Raw genomic sequence first — 17158 nt, 5'->3', positions numbered from 1 at the left:
GGGGAGGTTTGGTTCCCTTGTGAGGTCAATCGAATGCGTGTGGCACTTGGTCAGATCAATCCGACGGTGGGTGACATAGCTGGCAACCGCGATCGGATCGCTTCGGCGATCGATCGGGCGTTGTCGGCTCGGGCGGATTTACTCGTGCTACCCGAACTGGTGGTCTGCGGATATCCGCCCAAAGACCTGCTCCTTAAGCCGGACCTGGTTGAGGCATGCGGCGAGGTCGTCCACGAACTCGCGGGGCGTTGCCACGGCCTTACCGCCGTTATCGGCTATCCGGCGGTTTCGGATGCCAAGCTGGGCCCGCCTCTGGTCAATGCCGCTGCGGTCTGTGCCGATGGGGCCGTCCAGCGAAGCGTCATCAAGACGCTTCTGCCCACCTATGACGTTTTTGATGAACGCCGTTACTTCGAGCCGGGTACCGGTCTGGAGCCGGTCCGGGCCGCGGGAGCCTCGCTGGGGGTCTGCATCTGCGAGGACCTCTGGAACGAGGAAGACCTGTTCGAGCGACGGCTCTACACCTCGGAGCCCGCCGGCTTGCTGGCCCAGGCCGGGGCCGAGATGCTGGTCAACGCCTCAGCCTCGCCGTTTACCAGGGATAAGCAGGACTTCCGGCTCCGGCTGATGAAGCACGTCGCCAGGCGATACGCCATGCCGCTGGTTTACGTCAATCAGGTGGGCGGGAACGACGAGTTGGTCTTCGATGGCGGGTCCTGCGTGGTGGACAGCGAGGGGCAGTTGCTGGCTCATGCCGCCTGCTTTGCTGAGGATTTTATGACCGTCGATGTCCCGCTCAGGGGTGCCGGACAGCCCATCGAGCCGGTTTATCCGAGGGGAATCGAGGGCGTTTTCGAGGCTTTGGTGCTCGGATTGCGTGATTATTGCGTCAAATGCGGCTTCAAATCGGTGGTGCTCGGGCTGTCTGGTGGGATCGATTCGGCGGTCTCAGCGGCCATCGCGGTCGCGGCACTCGGAGCCGATCGGGTCATAGGTGTCGCTATGCCATCACGTTATTCGTCCGAGGGATCGGTCTCGGACGCCAAAACCCTGGCCAAGAATCTCGGCATCCGCTTCGAACGGATCCCGATCGAGCAGCCCCACGGAGCCTTTGAGACGGCCCTGAGCGGCATCTTCGAGGGCCTGGAGCCGGATGTCACCGAGGAGAACGTCCAGGCGCGGGTGCGGGGCACGCTGCTGATGGCGATCTCGAACAAGCTCGGGGCCATGCTGCTGACGACCGGGAACAAGTCGGAGGTCGCCGTCGGGTACTGCACGCTCTATGGCGACATGGCTGGCGGGCTGGGCGTGTTATCGGACGTGCCCAAGACCCAGGTCTACGAGATGGCCCGGTGGATGAACGCCAACCCCCGGAAGGTGGTGCCCGGCGACGCGAAGGAAATCATCCCCGAGCCGACCATCACCAAACCCCCATCAGCTGAGCTCCGCCCTGACCAGGTCGATCAGGATTCGCTGCCTGCCTATGAGGTGCTGGATGCGATCATCGAGAGGTACGTCGAACTGGACCAGCCGGTCGATCGGATCGTGAACGAGACCGGGTTCGACGAAGAGACCGTGCGACGCATCGCCGGGCTCATCGATCGGAACGAGTACAAACGCAAGCAGGCGGCCCCGGGTCTCAAGGTGACCGGGCGCGCGTTTGGCTTCGGACGTCGGGTGCCGATTGCGCAGCGGTATCGCAGCGGGGTGAAAGCCGGCAGCGTTTCCTAGAAGCCCGAGCCGGTCGCGAGGTTGTTGAACCGGGTCGATCCGCCATCGAACTGGAGCCGGACGGTGCCGGTCGGGCCGTTACGCTGCTTGGCGAGGATGACCTCGGCGGTGTTGGTATCGACGTAGTCCTCGTCGCCTCGGTGGTAGTAGTCCTCCCGGTGGAGCATCATCACGACGTCGGCGTCCTGCTCGATCGAGCCGGATTCGCGGAGGTCGGACATCCGGGGGCGGTGGCCTTCGCGTTGTTCGGCGGCACGGTTGAGCTGCGAGAGGCAGATCACCGGGACTTCGAGCTCACGTGCCAGGGCCTTGATGCCACGGGACAGCGAAGAGACTTCCTGCTCGCGGGAGGACGCCCCTGCGGCGGACATCAGCTGGAGGTAGTCGATCACCACACACTGGATGTCATGCCGGGCCTTGAGACGGCGCGCCTTGGCGCGGAGCGAGAGGAGTGAAAGGCCGGGGGTGTCGTCGATGAACATCGGGGCTTCGGAGAGTTCGCCGACGGTGAGTGAGAGCTTGGCGAAGTCGTCGCGGGAGAGCATGTTTCGACGGAGGCGGTGGGAGTCGACGCCTGAGCGGGAGCAGAGCAGACGCTGAGCGAGTTGCTGCTTACCCATTTCGAGGCTGAAGACGGCGACGCCGTGCTGATTGGTCGCGGCGACGTGTTCGGCGATGTTCAGGGCAAAGGCGGTCTTCCCCATCGAAGGGCGGGCGGCGATGATGATCATCTCGCCGGGCTGCAGGCCGTTGGTCATCTCGTCGAGTTCGTAGAAGCCGGTGGCGACGCCGGTGACGGCGCGGCCTTCCTGGGCTTCGAGCCGCTCGTAGGTCTCCTGCAGGAGCACCCGGAGCTCAGCGATGTCGGTATCGGTCTTGGCCTCGGCGAGCTCGAAGACCTTTTGTTCAGCACGGTCGAGGATATTGGCGGCGGCTTCGTCGGTGTTGTAGCAGTCGTGGAGGATCTGTCCGGCGGCGTCGATCATCCGGCGGACGGTGCCCTTGTCGTGGACGATCCGGGCCCAGTGCTTGCCGCCGGCGGCGGACGGGACGGACTCGGCGAGTTCCACGAGGTAGGCCGTCCCCCCTGCCAGTTCGAGTTGCTGCCTGTCGGCGAGCTTCTGGTTGAGCTGGACGATGTCGACGGTCTGCGTCTGGTCGTAGAGCTCGACCATGGCTCCGTAGACCAGCGCGTTGGGGGCGTGCCCGAAGTCTTCCGGGCCGCGGATGATCTCGATGATGTCGGCGGTGGACTCGGGGTCGTGCAGGATCGAACCGAGCACAGCGGCCTCGGCTTCGCGGGGCACGGGCGGGAGCTTGCCGAAGAGCTTGCCGATCTCGATCGGCGGAGCGAAGTCCTTGCGAAACGGGCGGCCCTGAGCAGACTGGAACGTGGTCATGGCTAGAGGATAGGCCATGCGGTCGTTCTGTCGATACCGACGCAATCCACCTTGTTTCCCGAGGCTACTGATGCGTCTGGGTATATTGCAGGACTCTTGAGGAGTTTTCCATGTTGAGTTTTTCCTTGCGAAGCGCGTTCACTGTGTTGCTGACTGCGACGGTGCTGCTTAACGGCTGCAGCACAGCGTTCAACAGCACCGCTGATCGATCTCATGCTCCGGTACGGCCGCTGATCAAGCCCAAAGCTCTCGAACCGGGTGACACGATCGCCTTTGTCGCCCCTGCGGGCGAACTGGATCAGGAACGGATCGAGCGGGCGCAGGTCCGGCTCGCGGACATGGGCTTTAAGATCGTGATCCCGCCGAATCTGTACCGGAAGCATGGCTACCTGGCCGGAAGCGACCACGAGCGGGCCGCGGAGTTGATGGCGGTGTTCCAGGACCCGGAGATCGATGCGATCTTCCCCGGCACGGGCGGGTACGGGGCGACGCGAATCCTTGAACTGCTCGACTACGAGGTGATCCGGGCCAACCCGAAGGTTTTCATCGGCTTCAGTGACATCACCGCCTTGCATGCGGCCTTCCACCAGCGAGCCGGGCTGGTGACGTTTCACTCACCGAATCCGATGTGGGGCCTCGGCAGCGAGAGCAACCTCCGGCCGTTCTCGGCCGACTACTTCTGGCGGGCACTGCTCAAGTCGAGCTATGAGGCAGAAGACGCAGAGCCTTATGTCATCAAGTCGGACGAACGCGTCGAAGTGCCCGTCGAGACGATGGTGGGCGGGATCGCTCGCGGGCAGATCGTCGGCGGGAATCTCTCGCTAGTGCAGGCCGTGACCGGCACGCCTTATCAGTACGACACCGTCGACAAGATTCTCTACCTCGAAGACATCGGCGAAGCCCCCTACCGGGTTGATCGGATGCTGCGACAGATGAAAGACTCGGGCCAGCTCGACCAGATCAGCGGCGCGATCCTCGGTCGATTCACCCGGCGAGCCAGAGAGGACACCTCGAACGAAACCACGACGATGCGCGAGGTACTCGAAGACTATTTCCTGAACCTCGGCGTGCCGATCATCAAGAACTTCCCCGCGGGCCACGTGGCGGACAACGCGACGCTTCCCTTCGGCGTGCTGGTGGAGATGGACGCGGACGCGCAGACCATCACCGTGCTGGAGCGGCCGGTGGTGTTGGAGTGAGTTTGCTGGCTTAAGCCACCGCGTCCCGGGAAACCGGGGCGTTCGGCAGGCTCAGGACGTTGGCGAGGAGTCGGTGGCCCTCGGTGGTCAGGAACGATTCGGGGTGGAACTGGACGGACTCGACCGAGGCATCGCCGAAGACGCCGGGCTTGGCACGGAGGCCCATGACCTCGCCTTCGTCGGTCCAGGCCGAGACGATGAAGCGTTCCTTGTCGACTGTCTCGGGCGTGACGACGAGTGAGTGATACCGGGTCGCGATGAATGGGTTGGACATCCCGGCGAAAACACCCTGGCCGTCGTGGTGGATCGGCGAGGTCTTGCCGTGCATGACGTGACTGTTGCGGGCGACCGTCATGCCGTAGGCCTGGCCGATGGACTGGTGCCCGAGGCAGACGCCGAAGAGCGGGATCTTTCCGGCGAACGCCTCGGCGACGGCGCAGGAGACGCCGGCCTCGTTCGGCGTGCAGGGGCCGGGCGAGATGATGATGGCTTCGGGAGCCAGCTCGGTGATCTGGTCGGTCGTGATCTTGTCGTTGCGGACGACGTGCAACCGTTGCTCGGCCTGCTCGGCGGTGAGCCCGTTGGCCATGAGCACCTCACCCAACCGCTGAACGAGGTTGTAGGTGAAGGAGTCGTAGTTATCGATGAGGAGGATCATGACCGGATCTTAGCTCACCACGATATTGATCAGCTTCTTGGGCACGACGATCACCTTGCGGATGGTCTTGCCCTCTAGGTGGCTGGCGACGTTGGGATCGGCCTTAGCGGCGGCTTCGATGGCCGGCTGATCGGCGTCGGCGGGGATGGAGATCTTGCCGCGTAGCTTGCCGTTGACCTGGATCGGCATCTCGATGGTGTCTTCGACGAGCATCTCGGGGTCGAAGGTCGGCCAGTCGGCGTCGGCGACCGAGGGCTCGTGGCCAAGGGCGGCCCAGAGCTCTTCGCCGACGTGCGGGGCCAGCGGCGCGAGCATGCGGACCAGCCGGTCGGCGATGCTGCGGGGAAGCTTGGGCTCGGGCACGAGCTTGTTGTTGAGCTCGATCATCGCGGCGATGGCGACGTTGAAGGTCATCGCCTCCATGGCCTCGGTCACGCGGGCGATGGTCTTGTGGGTCAGCCGTTCGAGCTCGTCGGACGGGGCTTCATCGGTGAGCTGGCAGACGCCGGTTTCGGGGTCGAAGAAATTACGCCAGAGCCGTTGCAGGAACCGGTGGACGCCGGTGATGTCCTTGGTGTTCCAGGGCTTGGACTGGTCGAGGGGGCCCATCGCCATCTCGTAGAGCCGGAGGGTGTCAGCGCCGTACTCGTGGCAGATGTCGTCGGGGGCCACGGCGTTCTTGAGCGACTTGCCCATCTTGCCGTAGCGCTCGGTAACGGGTTCGCCTTCGAAGACGAACTTCGTGCCGGGTTGGCCCTGGGCCTCGTAGGCCGGTCGGCCGTCTTCGGTGGTGACCTCTGTGGCCTCGACGCGGGTGCCGTTGTCTTTTTCGTAATAGTAGGCCTGGATGTAGCCCTGATTGAAGAGCCGGCCGAAGGGCTCGACCGTCGAGGACGTGCCCGAGGTCGAAGAGCACCTTGTGCCAGAAGCGGGCATAGAGCAGGTGGAGCACGGCGTGCTCGGCCCCTCCGACGTAGAGATCGACCCCGCCTTCGTAGCCGCCGGGCTGTTCTTCAGCGCGTGTCATCCAGTATCGCTCGGTCTCGGGGGCGACGAAGCGGTGCTGGTTGGAGGGATCGAGGAAGCGCAAGTAGTACCAGCAGGAGCCGGCCCACTGCGGCATGGTGTTGAGTTCCCGCTGGTAACGCTTGCCGTCGAGCTCGACGATGCGCCAGTCTTCAGGTGCCCGACCGAGCGGCGGGCGAGGCGGGGCGTTCGGATCGTCCACGGCTTCGGGACGGAAGTCATCGAGGTGCGGGTGGCTGACAGGCAGTAATTGTTCGGGGACGCCACGGATCATGCCGGTCGGCTGACCGTCGTCGTCGAGTTCGTGGAGGATCGGGAACGGCTCGCCCCAGTAGCGCTGCCGGGAGAAGAGCCAGTCGCGGAGCTTGGTCTGCACGGTCGCCTTGCCGAGCTTCTTACTCACGAGCCAGTCGATGATGCGCTGCTTGGCTTCGGGGGTGGCGAGGCCGTTGAGGGAGACCTCATCGTTCTCGGAATTGACGTTCGGCCCGACGCCGGTGAACGCCTCGTCTTCGATCGGCGTTGAGCCGCCTTCGACAACGCGGATGATCGGCAACCCGAACTTGGTGGCGAAGGCGTGGTCGCGGGTGTCGTGCGCGGGCACGGCCATAATCGCGCCGGTGCCGTAACCCATCATGACGTAGTCGGCGATCCAAACCGGGATCGGCCGGCCTGTGACCGGGTTGAGGGCGTAGCCGCCGGTGAACACACCTGTTTTCTCTTTGCCTTCGGCCCCGCGATCGATCTCGGATTTCGCAGCGGCTTCGGCCTGGTAGTCGTCGACGGCCTTGCGTTGATCGGCGGTCGTCACGACTTCGACCAGCGGGTGCTCGGGGGCGAGCACCATGTAGGTCGCGCCGAACAGCGTGTCGGGTCGGGTCGTAAAGACGCGGATCGATTCGTCCGAGCCCTCGATGGCGAAGTCGACTTCGGCGCCGGTCGAACGGCCGATCCAGTTCCGTTGAAGGAGCTTGATGGGCTCGGGCCAGTCGACGCGGTCGAGCTCATCGATCAGGCGATCGGAGTAGGCGGTGATTCTCAGCATCCACTGTTTGAGCGGGCGTTTGAAGACCGGGTGGTTGCCCCGCTCCGAGCGGCCGTCGTTGGTGACTTCCTCGTTGGCAAGCACCGTGCCGAGCGCCGGGCACCAGTTGACATCGACCTCGGCAAGATAGGCCAGCCGGTAGCTGTCGATCAGGCGCATGCGTTGATCGGGCTCAAGCTCGTGGTACTTATGGATGTTGGGGTCGCCGATGCCCGCTAACGCGGCCATGTTCTCGGCATCACCCGACTCGATGAGTTCGCCATCGATCCCGACGTAGTAATCCTCCTCTTCGAGCTTGTGGCGGAGTTCGCTGATCGGCCGGGCGGCGTTGGCGACCGGGTCGAAGTAGCTGTTGAACAGCTGCAGGAAGATCCACTGCGTCCAGTGGTAGTAGTCGGTGTCGGTCGTCGCGAGCTGGCGGTTCCAGTCGTAGCCGAGCCCGAGCTGCTTGAGCTGCCGGACCATGTTGTTGATGTTCTTGTCGGTGGTCTCGCGCGGGTGGACGCCTGTCTCGACGGCATACTGCTCCGCGGGCAGACCGAAGGCATCAAAACCCATCGGATGGAGGACATTGAAACCCCGCATCCGCTTGTAACGGCCGACGATATCCGTCGCGATGTACCCGAGCGGGTGCCCTACGTGCAGCCCGACACCGGAGGGGTAGGGGAACATATCCAGGACGTAGAACTTCGGCTTGTTCGGATCGAACCGATCCTCATCGGGATTCGCGGCATGGAAAGTGTGTTGCTCGGCCCAGTACGCCTGCCAGCGGGCCTCGATGGCGGCGAAGTCGTAGGTCGTATGGGGGGTGGGGTTGGTCATGGGACCGCTCAGGATAAGCGATCCCGGGGCTCAGCCGGAACCGAGCAGGCGGTAGTACCCCAGCGAGCGGAGGGCCGCGGTCCTGCGGAGCTTGGCCCGGTGCTTGGCCTGCGGGAAGGCGACGAAGGGCCGGACCGGCGACGGCCGGGTCAGTGCGGGGTCGGGATGCACGGGCTCCGCCGGATTGGCCCGGACCAGCCAGTGCTTGGCGAGCCCGCCGGCGTGGAAGGCCTTGACCGAGCCCAGCGGCTCGTGCCGCAGGATGGCGGTGCCGGGGACGCCCAGCTTGATGGCGACGCGTTTCCACTGGGCGCTGCGGTAGCACCACCAGCGGGCCGGATCGAGGTAGCCCCCGCCGATCCGAAGGGCCAGCGCGGCCCAGACGATCGACTCGACGTGCATGGAGCGCGGGAGATCCGCGCCGCCCAGGGCCTGGACGTAGGTATCGAGCCAGTCCCAGTCGAGCGGCGCTCGGGCGTGCGCGACGCCGATGTCGGTGTGATCGGCAAGCGGGCCGAGTTCGAAGGCGCGTTCGACGGTCTCCGGGGGCAGCAGGCAGTTGGGTGGCTGCCACATGAGGAGCAGACCCCACTCGGGCGTGGGCTCGAAGGTGAAGGGGCTGGGGAAAAAGACATCCGGGTCGAGGATGATGGCTTCCTCGCCGTCCTCGGCGAGCAGCAGAGGATCGGTGATCTTCCGCCAGCAGGGATGGCCCAGCATGAACGTGCGCACGTGGCGGTGCTGGGGGATCTTCGCGGCGGCGAGGTCATTGAGCTCCTCAAACCCGTGGGCTGACCAACGGTGACGCTCGGGCGGCTCCAGTTCGGCCACCGCTTCGGCGAGCTGCCCGGCGTCGGCGGTGTTGTCGGTGATCAGACGCAGCCTCAGAGGCTCGATCGCGTGATGGAGCAGGCTGCGCAGGCAGAGCCGGGCGTAGCCGAGCGAGCCGACGCCGAGGACCATCGAGACACTGCGTCGGGGGGCATCGGTCACGAGTGGGGCTCCTGATCGCGGTGGATCACCTGCTGGTAGATCTCCAGGATGCGGTCGATCTTCACCTGCCAGTCGTAGTGCGTCTCGACCTTGACCCGACCGGCGTGACCGAGTGTGACACGGCGGTCGGGATCCCGGGCGAGTTCACTGATCGCGCGGGCGAGATCGCTGATAAAGGTTTCGCGGTCGGTGGGCGGGACGAGGATACCGCAGGTCGGGTCGAGGTAATCAGCGGGTCCGCCCCAGTCGGTGGCGATGACGGGTTTGCTCATGGCCATGGCCTCGAGGACCACCGCGCCGCCGCATTCATAAAGACTCGGGAGCACGAGCGCGTCGCAGGCCGCGAGCCGCAGGGCGCACTCGGCCTGGGGCAGGAAGCCGTGGAAGCTCAGGTGCTGCCCGATGCCCAGTTCCCGGGACAGGCTCTCCAGGGCGTGCCGCTGATCGCCATCGCCCAGCAGGTCAATGTGGACACGGGGGGCGTCGGGCTGACGGACCAGCCGGGCCAGGGCATGAAGCAGCAGGTCGATCGCTTTCCAGTCGACCATACGGCCCATGTAGAGAAGGCGTGTGACGCCATCGGGCTGGCTCCGAAGCTCGGGTGCTTGCCAGAGGCTCAGATCGGCGCCGTTCTCGACGAGTTCGATCACCGGGGCCCTGATGCCTGCTGGCAAGGCCCGGGCAGTGCGCTGATTGGCGACCAGCAGGGCGGCCGCCCGGCGCTTGCCCGGGATCAGGGCGTTGGCCAGCCCGGATGCCGCGCGGCCCAGGCCGATCAGCAGGCGTTCGAGTGAGGATTCGAGGTAGCGGAATCCCGCGGGGTAGGTCATCCCACCGTTCATGGGGCCGATCACCACCGGCACCCCGATCCCGTGCATGAGGGAAGGGGTCTTGGGCGACACGGGGATGGGCTCGTGGACGATCGTCAGCGCGTGGTCCCGGACCAGCCGACGGGCCAGACGCCGCTGCTGGACCTGCGTGAGCAGGTGCATCGGCGTGCCGGTGAACATGATGCCCAGGCGATGAGGCAGCCTGCGGCCGATGGCCCAGAGCAAACGGTGGGCGGCGAGGTCGGGCACGAAGTGCAGGCGGGGATGGTCCGCGGGCTCGATGACCGCGAGCAGCTCGTCTCGGGTTCGGTCGTGAACGAGGAGATGGGCCTCGATACCCCTAGCCCGCAGGAAGCGGAAGTAGTGAAGCGGGAGGATCGCCTCGCCGCCGAAGCGGGCGGAAGCATTGTCGGCAACGATGATGACTCTGGGACGGGAACGCGACAATGAAAAATTCCGTAGGGCTGCTTTTGCATAATACAGGTCTGCTACCGCTTGCAAGCAGGCTCAATACGAGCAGCCTACGTGCCGGTGCTCTGTAGAAGCAGCTACTTCGCGAGAACCTGTCAGTCGGATGAGATCTTCACCCTAGGTCGGGGATCCGATCTACTCGTTTTTCAGGATCAATTCCAACTGGGGAGACTCCCACACATACGGCTTCGAATATCCCGTAAACTAAGGACACCCGGGCCTTGTGACCCGGATTTTCAGGTCTTATTTAGGGATATCGGTGATGTCTGGACGGCGCGTGAACCTCATTGATTGTTCTTTACGAGACGGCCATCAGTCCCTGCTGGCCACGAGGATGTCCCTCAAACAGTCCCTCCGGGTTCTGCCGCTGCTCCGTGATTCCGGTTACACGATCCTCGAACTCTGGGGCGGGGCCATCCTCGATTCCTCCCTCCGATTCACCGGCGACGATCCCTTTGAGCGGCTCGAAACCCTCCGCCAGGTGCTCGATGAGGGCGATTGCGAGATCGAGATCCGCTCCCTCTGTCGTGGCCAGAACCTCTTCGGGTACAACCCCTATCCGGATAACGTCGTCTACGAATTCCTGAAAGAGGCCATCCGAACCGGCGGCGGCAAGCTGCATCGGATGCGTATCTTCGACGCCCTGAATGACCACCGGAACCTCACCACCGCCATCATGGCGACCAAGACCTTCAGCGGTCACGCCGAGGCCGCCATCAGCTACACCGTCTCGCCGGTTCACGACACCGATCACTTCCTCCGATTCGCCCAACGCGTTGTCGATGCCGGTGCCGACTCGATCGCTATCAAGGACATGGCCGGCCTGCTCCACCCCGCCGACGCCTGGGTGCTGATCGAGAAGCTCAAGGCCACCTACCCGAATCTCGACCTGACGCTGCATTCCCACTGCACGAACGGCCTCGCAACGGCGAGCTACGTCGTCGGGATGCTCGCCGGCGTAGATCACCTCGACACCTGCTACGGCCCGATGGCTCACGGCACGGCCCAGCCGCCCGCGGAGCTGATCCGCTTCTTTGCCAGCGAACTCGGGGTCGAACTTAACGTCGACTTCTCGACGGCCCCCGCCATCGATAAGGAACTCCGAGCCATCCGCAAGGAGCTGGCCGAGGTCGATAAGGACCCGGACCACTTCGGCGAGCCCTGGCCGGCAGAGCCGACGCCCGAGATGCTCAAGGTCATCCGCGAGGCCATCGACCTGCTCAAAAAAAAGGACAAGGCCTCCTGCGATCAGGCCGTCGATCTCATCGAGCAGAAGATCATGGAACCACAGGGCTATCCCGCGATCGACAAGGCCCAACTCGCCTCGCAGATCCCCGGCGGGATGATCTCCAACCTCCACAACCAGCTCAAGGAGCAGGGCAAACTCGACCAGATGCCCAGGATCCTCGAAGAGATCCCGAAGGTCCGGGCCGCCGCCGGCTATCTCCCGCTCGTGACGCCGACCAGCCAGATCGTCGGGACTCAGGCCGCCTTCAACGTGATCCAGGGCGAGCCCTACGGCTTTGTCTCCGAGCCCTTCCGTGAAGTGATGCTCGGCAAGTACGGCAAGCTGCCCGGACCCGCAGATCCGGAAGTGCTCAAGAAAGTCTCGCAAGGCCGTGAACTCTTTACCGGCCGGCCGGCTCAGTACGTCGAACGCGCCGATCTGACAAAGATCTACAAGGAACACGGCGACATCATCAAGAACCACCGCGACCTGCTGCTGATGCTGCTGTTCCCTGCACCGGCGAAGGCCTTCCTCAACAAGCGCGCCAAGGGCTGACACCCGTCCCCAACTAAGCGTTTGCGTATCGTGCCGCCCGCGCTACGCACGATAGCGCGTAGGTGTACCAGCCGTAGAAGCCGATGCACCAGAGGAAGAACAAAGCCCAGGGCGTGCCCCATGCAAGGTCTGTGAGAGACTCAGGGATGCTCAGGCCCCAGTGGCCGAGTTGTTCGAAGAACATCAGGAGGGGATTCAGAAAAGTCCAGATCTCGGCTAACGCAGACCAGATGAACAAGACGCAGGCAAAGAAGATCGCAAGCGCGAGTTGGCCTGGAGAGGCATAGACCGCCTGCCGCAGGGGTCCGTAGCCGCGGTTGCCACCCGCGCGTTCAGCCAGCAGCAGCGAAGAACTGAGCAGACCCAACAGGCAGAGCGAATAAAACAAGCCCAGCCAGGCGAGGACCCAGACAACGATCCAGAAAAAATCATCGATCCCACGGAAATCCCGAAGCGCCCCAAACGTGAAAACCTCAAGAAGCTCATAGGGTTCTGGCGAAATCGACCTCCCGAATCCAAAGTTCGCACTGTACTGACGGCTATAGGCGTAGATGGAGGTGGTGTAGGCCATGACCAGCACGACGCTAAGCAGCCAGACGACGACGGAAACCCAGGGGATGCGCTCAGGTGACCTGCTCTGAGCCATCTCGCCGAACTTTGTAGGCTTGCGCAGAACCAGACGCCCACGTTTCCATAGGGACGATGACTCGTAGGCTGGATCCCTGCGCTGCCTTGGCGATTCAACCAGTGAGTTCACCACAGGCTCCCCGCACTCAGGGCAAGACGCGTGAGGCTCAAGGCCCAGCAGCGTGTAATCACACTTCTCACAGTGGGCCGGCCAGCGCGAGGACCAGCCCGGCCGGCCCGCACGCACGGTCAGAAGCGTTACCAGCACAGGCCAAACCACGGCAAGCCAGAGCCCCACATAGCTGATGGCTTCGATCAACCACCGCTGGAGCTCGCGCAGGTCCCTCTGCTCGGGATGGGTCTCGTAGTAGGCATCCCTGAGACCAAACTGTGCCGTCACGAGCAGCCAGCCCACGCCCCAGACACACCATCCGAACAGCGCCAGAAACGGCATCAACAGATAGACGCGTTTGATCGCCAGCAGATAGGTCCGCAGGCTCTTGCCATCCAGATGGGTCCAGACCTGCAGACCCCCCGCTGCCGCGATCAGCACCAGCTCGATCAGCAGGATGATGGCCATCAGGTAGCCGGGCTCGCCCAGCAACTCGGGTGCTGCATACCAGAGCGGCCAACCAACCAACCCCACGAGGTGAGCTGCAGCCGCCCCGGGCCAGCCCCAGGCATGAGCCCCGCGATTCACGGCGATCCACGGGGCGATGGGCAACACCGCTGCGACGCGGCCATCGTGCCAACGACTCCGGATCGACGGATACGCCAGCCCGTCCTGGATGCTGTTCACAGCCATCACCGCAGTATCCCACAGAGCCAAGGCGTGAGTCGAGCTGTCCTGATCTGCTAATCTGCCCGCCCAGATTTGGACGTACCCAAGGAGATGACCCATGGCAGATCGAACAGCCATTGCCAAGGCAGCTGCAGCCGGCCTGCGAGCCTATGGCCAACGCGTAACCAAGGCCGATGGTGCCAGGGCCGTCATCGGCTTCGACGGCTTCATCGATTCCATCATCCGCGTCGTCGACCGCCGTTACGACCCCGTTTCCTTCGACGCCATACCCACCATCGATGTCTTTGGCGGACGGATCTCCGCCGCCGCTGGCAAGAGCGCCAACTTCGAGTTCGTGACAACGCTCCAGAAGCTTGGCGGCAATGGACCCATCATGGCCAACGCCCTCGCCGCCGGGCAGGTCGCCACCACCTACATGGGCGCTGTCGGCTATCCAAACCCGGACCCGATCTTCGCCGAACTGGTCGAACGCGCCGAGGCCGTGGTGCCCCTCGCCGATGCCGGAGCCACCGACGCCGTCGAGTTCGACGACGGCAAGCTCATGCTCGGTAAGTACGCCCACCTGCTCACCCTCGGTGCCGACACCATCCGCGAGACCATTGGCGTCGAGGCCTTCACCGACGTCGTCGGCGAGACCGATCTGCTGGCCATGATCAACTGGACCATGATGCCGGGCACCCAGTCCATCTGGGAACTGCTCGCGGATGACGTTCTGCCCAGCCTCAGCGGCCGGGAAAAAAAGCTCATGGTTTTCTTCGATCTCTGCGACCCCGCCAAGCGAACCATCGAAGACCTCCGGAGCGCCCTCGACGTCATGAAACGGGTCCAGGCCCACGCCGAAGTCATCCTCGGCATGAACCTCGCCGAGTCGACCTACGTCGCCAAGGCCCTGGGCCTGCCCGAAGCCAAGGACGCCGAAGCCGAGATCGAGCAGACCGCCATCGCCATCCGTGAGGCCATGGGGATCCACGCCACGGTCGTCCATCCTCGAAGCGGTGCCGCGGCCTGTCGTATCATCAACGGCGAGTCGACCTCAGCGACGTTTGCCGGTCCTTTCGTCAAACAGCCCAAGCTCTCGACAGGCGCCGGGGACAACTTCAATGCGGGGTTCTGCCTGGGTCTGCTTGCCGGTTTGAGCCTGGAGCAGTGCCTCTGCACCGGTGTCGGGACCAGCGGGTTCTACGTCCGCAACGCCAAGAGCCCGACCCTGACCGACCTCGCCGACTTCTGCGACAACCTCCCGGCCCCGGAAGGCGGCTGAACCTGCAGATACTGACTGGGCTTTCTTGCGCTAGACGCGCAAAAAACGACCCGGCGTGAACCGGGCCGCTTGTCATTACTCGTGTTGCGTCGCTTACTGCAGCAGCGTCAGGACCGACTGGGCCGTGTTGTTGGCCAAGGATAGCGTCTGCGTGCCCGCCTGCTGGAGGATCTGAGCACGCGTCAGGGCCGAGGTCTCCTCGGCGAAGTCCGTATCACGGATACGTGATTCCGACGCTGTCAGGTTCTCGAGCGCGACCTGGGCCGACCGCGAGGTCGTATCCAGCGTGTTCCGCTCGAAAGCACCCAACCGACCCCGGAGGATGGAGACCTGATCGATCGCCGCATCGAGCACATCACTCGCCTCTCGGGCCCGACCCTTGACCAGGGCGTTGTCGCCATCGGAGTTGATCGAATTCAGGAAGCCAACCGTCGAGTTGCCGAGATTGGCCGCGGCCACCGACTGGATACCGAAGCCGACCTGCTGCGACGAGTTGACCGAGGGCCCGATCTGGTAGACCGCGCCACCGCCGGTGATATCGAAGTCGTACTCGACACCCGTCTGCGTCGCCGCCGCATCCGTCAGCTGGAGTTCGAGCTGAAGCACCGTCGTATTCAGACTGACCAGAGAGCCCCGTCCCAGCGCCAGGTTGCCGTTGACGATGGCCAGCACATCCTGTCCGTCATCGCGGAGGGTCGCCGTGCCGCCCTGGGCATCCAGCGGCTGGAAGAAATCGCCATCCTGAAGCACCTTGACCGACACGAACTCCTCGGAGCCGTAGTTGATCGAGTTGAGGATCACGCCCGAGCTGGGATCGGTCGCACTCACCAGCGTCGCCGAAACGCCGGTCGCGTCCTTACGGGAGTTGATCTGGGCCACCACAGCCGACATCGAGACGCCGGAGATGAACTTGAAGGCCTGCGTTCCCCTGGTGCCGGCCACCGAGAACTCAACCGAACTCAGCAGCGTGCCCGGGTTGCCGGGATCGGAGTTGCCGCTCAGGAACAGGGTTGCGTTCTGTGCCGAGGCCAGCACCTCGACCGTCACCGGGATCGAGGTGTTCGTGCCGAAGCTGGCTCCGAACACCCGGACATCCGAGATCTGGCTCGTGGTGACGTTCTCGGTGATGTAGTCCAGCGAGCCGTTGAGCATCTGGAGCCCGGCGAAACTCGCCGTGTTCGAGATACGGGTGATCGAATCCACCGCAGAGTCGATCTGCAGCTGGTTCGCCCGGATCTCCTCGTTCGAGAAGGCACCGGTGTTGGCCGCTTCCACCACCAGACTCTTCATCGACACCAGCAGGTCGTTGATCTCCTGCAGCGCCGACTCGGTGGTCGCGATCACGTTGGAAGCGCGTTCGATGTTGTCGATCGACTGCCCAACGGCCTGGATCTCGTTGCGCAAGCGTTCGGAGACGATCAGACCCGCGGGGTTGTCCGCACCACGGTTGATCTTCAAACCGGTGCTTAGGCGTTCGAGTCGTGTAGCGAGGTCGGTGTTGGTCGCAGCCAACTGATTCCTCGCGATCATGGCAGATACGTTTGAGTTAATGCGCGTCATGGACAATCCTCCTTGATTGTCGGTCTCGTGGACACTTCAAAGCGTCCCGAAATCGTGGCGTGCGTAGGGCGGCTTAGCCACCCGCGCCGGCTGCGCGGCGCTTGACTTGTCCTTCCAGTCGCGTCAGATCGGTGATCTGAACATTCGCGCTGGCCGTGTTTTCTTGGCGGATCGCTTCGTACACCTCTTTGCGGTGCACCTGCACGGTCCTCGGGGCGTTGATGCCGAGACGAACCTTGTCGCCCCGGATGTCGACGACGGTGATCTCTATCTCGTCGCCGATCATGATGGTCTCGTCCCGCTGACGGGATAACACGAGCATGGGGTTGGGCTCCTTCCTTGGGCCTCAGGCCGTGGGCGTCGCATCCCTGCGAAGGCTCGGCGCTCGTGATGGAAAAGGGGAAAGTGTTCACGTCTCATCTCCAGCGCGTCAGGCGCTGATCGCCTCCGCGGGGGCTCGGAGCTCGACAAGAGGAACCCGGGTCGTGAACCGGCGGTCCGAAAGAACCATCTGCTCACCGGTGCGCTTGGCCACGTGGATGATCAGCGGGCCCTGAAGGTTGCCCGTGAGCATCGTGTCGTGCTTGTTCACGATCACGAACACCTGGGCTTCTTCCGGCTTCTCGATCCCCAGATCGGCCAGCTGCTCACGCCTTAGCGGCACCTGGTACGTCGGGACGAAGAGGCTCGGGTCCGTCACCACAAAGGCCAGTTCCGGCAGATCGACCGACTGAAGCCACCAGAACGTCGACTCCTCGCCCGACTCAATCAGCACATAACGCTGATACTTCGGGAAGCCGAGCAAGCCTTTGGGGAAGTGGATGACGCGGTTGTCGTCCACTTCGATTTCGCCGAACCGCGATGTTTGAATGATCATCGCTACCTACCTCTGCGGCCTGCCATCCTGGTCCCTGTACCACCCGTTCGTTCCGGGTGGCCGACGGCGTCCT

12 protein-coding genes and 1 pseudogene are annotated in these 17158 nt (G+C 63.8%); 4 read left to right on the top strand and 9 right to left on the bottom strand.

From position 1 onward, the window contains the following. Nucleotides 1-33 precede the first annotated feature (33 nt). Nucleotides 34-1731, top strand: coding sequence for an NAD+ synthase (locus ACQZAB_RS08375; RefSeq protein ID WP_428388841.1), 1698 nt, complete (start codon nucleotides 34-36; stop codon nucleotides 1729-1731). Here ACQZAB_RS08375 and dnaB read toward each other — a convergent pair. Beyond that, nucleotides 1728-3131, bottom strand: coding sequence for a replicative DNA helicase (gene dnaB, locus ACQZAB_RS08370; protein WP_428388839.1), 1404 nt, complete (start codon nucleotides 3129-3131; stop codon nucleotides 1728-1730). The two genes, ACQZAB_RS08375 and dnaB, sit on opposite strands and share 4 nt — an antisense overlap. A gap of 110 nt (nucleotides 3132-3241) precedes the next feature. Between dnaB and ACQZAB_RS08365 the strand changes: the two genes are divergently transcribed. Then, nucleotides 3242-4330, top strand: a complete 1089-nt coding sequence (locus tag ACQZAB_RS08365) for a S66 peptidase family protein (RefSeq protein ID WP_428388837.1) — start codon at nucleotides 3242-3244, stop codon at nucleotides 4328-4330. A 10-nt stretch (nucleotides 4331-4340) separates the two neighbouring features. On the opposite strand, the gene ACQZAB_RS08360 is transcribed toward ACQZAB_RS08365, so the two are convergent. The 4 genes and pseudogenes from ACQZAB_RS08360 to ACQZAB_RS08345 all read right to left on the bottom strand — a co-directional run bounded on the left by ACQZAB_RS08360 (nucleotide 4341) and on the right by ACQZAB_RS08345 (nucleotide 10151). Continuing rightward, nucleotides 4341-4988 carry an anthranilate synthase component II gene (locus ACQZAB_RS08360; RefSeq protein ID WP_428388835.1) on the bottom strand — a complete coding sequence of 216 codons (648 nt, stop codon included), beginning with the start codon at nucleotides 4986-4988 and terminating at the stop codon, nucleotides 4341-4343. 9 nt (nucleotides 4989-4997) lie between these two features. Further along, nucleotides 4998-7881, bottom strand: a pseudogene (gene leuS, locus ACQZAB_RS08355) (leucine--tRNA ligase). A 30-nt stretch (nucleotides 7882-7911) separates the two neighbouring features. Continuing rightward, nucleotides 7912-8874 (bottom strand): hypothetical protein, encoded by a 963-nt coding sequence (locus ACQZAB_RS08350; protein ID WP_428388834.1) that lies wholly within the window; start codon nucleotides 8872-8874, stop codon nucleotides 7912-7914. Beyond that, nucleotides 8871-10151: a glycosyltransferase family 4 protein gene (locus ACQZAB_RS08345; protein WP_428388832.1), complete on the bottom strand. Its 1281-nt coding sequence runs from the start codon at nucleotides 10149-10151 to the stop codon at nucleotides 8871-8873. The genes ACQZAB_RS08350 and ACQZAB_RS08345 overlap by 4 nt, the downstream gene beginning before the upstream one ends. A 286-nt stretch (nucleotides 10152-10437) precedes the next feature. On the opposite strand from ACQZAB_RS08345, the gene ACQZAB_RS08340 reads away from it, so the two are divergent. After that, nucleotides 10438-11958: an oxaloacetate decarboxylase subunit alpha gene (locus tag ACQZAB_RS08340; RefSeq protein WP_428388830.1), complete on the top strand. Its 1521-nt coding sequence runs from the start codon at nucleotides 10438-10440 to the stop codon at nucleotides 11956-11958. A 13-nt stretch (nucleotides 11959-11971) separates the two neighbouring features. On the opposite strand, the gene ACQZAB_RS08335 is transcribed toward ACQZAB_RS08340, so the two are convergent. After that, nucleotides 11972-13390, bottom strand: coding sequence for a hypothetical protein (locus ACQZAB_RS08335; protein ID WP_428388828.1), 1419 nt, complete (start codon nucleotides 13388-13390; stop codon nucleotides 11972-11974). A gap of 94 nt (nucleotides 13391-13484) precedes the next feature. Here ACQZAB_RS08335 and ACQZAB_RS08330 point away from each other — a divergent pair, with 94 nt between their 5' ends. Further along, nucleotides 13485-14648 carry a PfkB family carbohydrate kinase gene (locus ACQZAB_RS08330; protein WP_428388825.1) on the top strand — a complete coding sequence of 388 codons (1164 nt, stop codon included), beginning with the start codon at nucleotides 13485-13487 and terminating at the stop codon, nucleotides 14646-14648. 93 nt (nucleotides 14649-14741) lie between these two features. Here the strand turns inward: ACQZAB_RS08330 and ACQZAB_RS08325 are convergent, their stop codons facing one another. From ACQZAB_RS08325 to fliW, 3 genes are all read right to left on the bottom strand, one after another. Further along, nucleotides 14742-16208, bottom strand: a complete 1467-nt coding sequence (locus tag ACQZAB_RS08325; protein WP_428388823.1) for a flagellin — start codon at nucleotides 16206-16208, stop codon at nucleotides 14742-14744. A gap of 73 nt (nucleotides 16209-16281) precedes the next feature. Then, complete coding sequence (csrA, locus tag ACQZAB_RS08320; protein WP_428388821.1) at nucleotides 16282-16530, bottom strand: carbon storage regulator CsrA; 249 nt, start codon at nucleotides 16528-16530, stop codon at nucleotides 16282-16284. A 108-nt stretch (nucleotides 16531-16638) separates the two neighbouring features. Beyond that, the gene (fliW, locus tag ACQZAB_RS08315; protein WP_428388819.1) at nucleotides 16639-17085 is read right to left on the bottom strand and encodes a flagellar assembly protein FliW; all 447 of its coding nucleotides are present in this window, start codon (nucleotides 17083-17085) and stop codon (nucleotides 16639-16641) included. Between the last annotated feature and the right edge of the window lie 73 nt (nucleotides 17086-17158).

It is taken from the genome of Mucisphaera sp. (genome assembly GCF_965279675.1).
Classification (GTDB): domain Bacteria; phylum Planctomycetota; class Phycisphaerae; order Phycisphaerales; family Phycisphaeraceae; genus Mucisphaera.
This window is presented reverse-complemented; position numbering and strand designations above follow the sequence as displayed.

What these genes read in the sequence shown, in the direction of transcription:
- ACQZAB_RS08375 (WP_428388841.1), top strand. Translation starts at nt 34, where the DNA reads ATGCGTGTGGCACTTGGTCAGATCAATCCGACGGTGGGTGACATAGCT.
- dnaB (WP_428388839.1), bottom strand. Translation starts at nt 3,131, where the DNA reads ATGACCACGTTCCAGTCTGCTCAGGGCCGCCCGTTTCGCAAGGACTTC.
- ACQZAB_RS08365 (WP_428388837.1), top strand. Translation starts at nt 3,242, where the DNA reads ATGTTGAGTTTTTCCTTGCGAAGCGCGTTCACTGTGTTGCTGACTGCG.
- ACQZAB_RS08360 (WP_428388835.1), bottom strand. Translation starts at nt 4,988, where the DNA reads ATGATCCTCCTCATCGATAACTACGACTCCTTCACCTACAACCTCGTT.
- ACQZAB_RS08340 (WP_428388830.1), top strand. Translation starts at nt 10,438, where the DNA reads ATGTCTGGACGGCGCGTGAACCTCATTGATTGTTCTTTACGAGACGGC.
- ACQZAB_RS08335 (WP_428388828.1), bottom strand. Translation starts at nt 13,390, where the DNA reads ATGGCTGTGAACAGCATCCAGGACGGGCTGGCGTATCCGTCGATCCGG.
- ACQZAB_RS08330 (WP_428388825.1), top strand. Translation starts at nt 13,485, where the DNA reads ATGGCAGATCGAACAGCCATTGCCAAGGCAGCTGCAGCCGGCCTGCGA.
- ACQZAB_RS08325 (WP_428388823.1), bottom strand. Translation starts at nt 16,208, where the DNA reads ATGACGCGCATTAACTCAAACGTATCTGCCATGATCGCGAGGAATCAG.
- csrA (WP_428388821.1), bottom strand. Translation starts at nt 16,530, where the DNA reads ATGCTCGTGTTATCCCGTCAGCGGGACGAGACCATCATGATCGGCGAC.
- fliW (WP_428388819.1), bottom strand. Translation starts at nt 17,085, where the DNA reads ATGATCATTCAAACATCGCGGTTCGGCGAAATCGAAGTGGACGACAAC.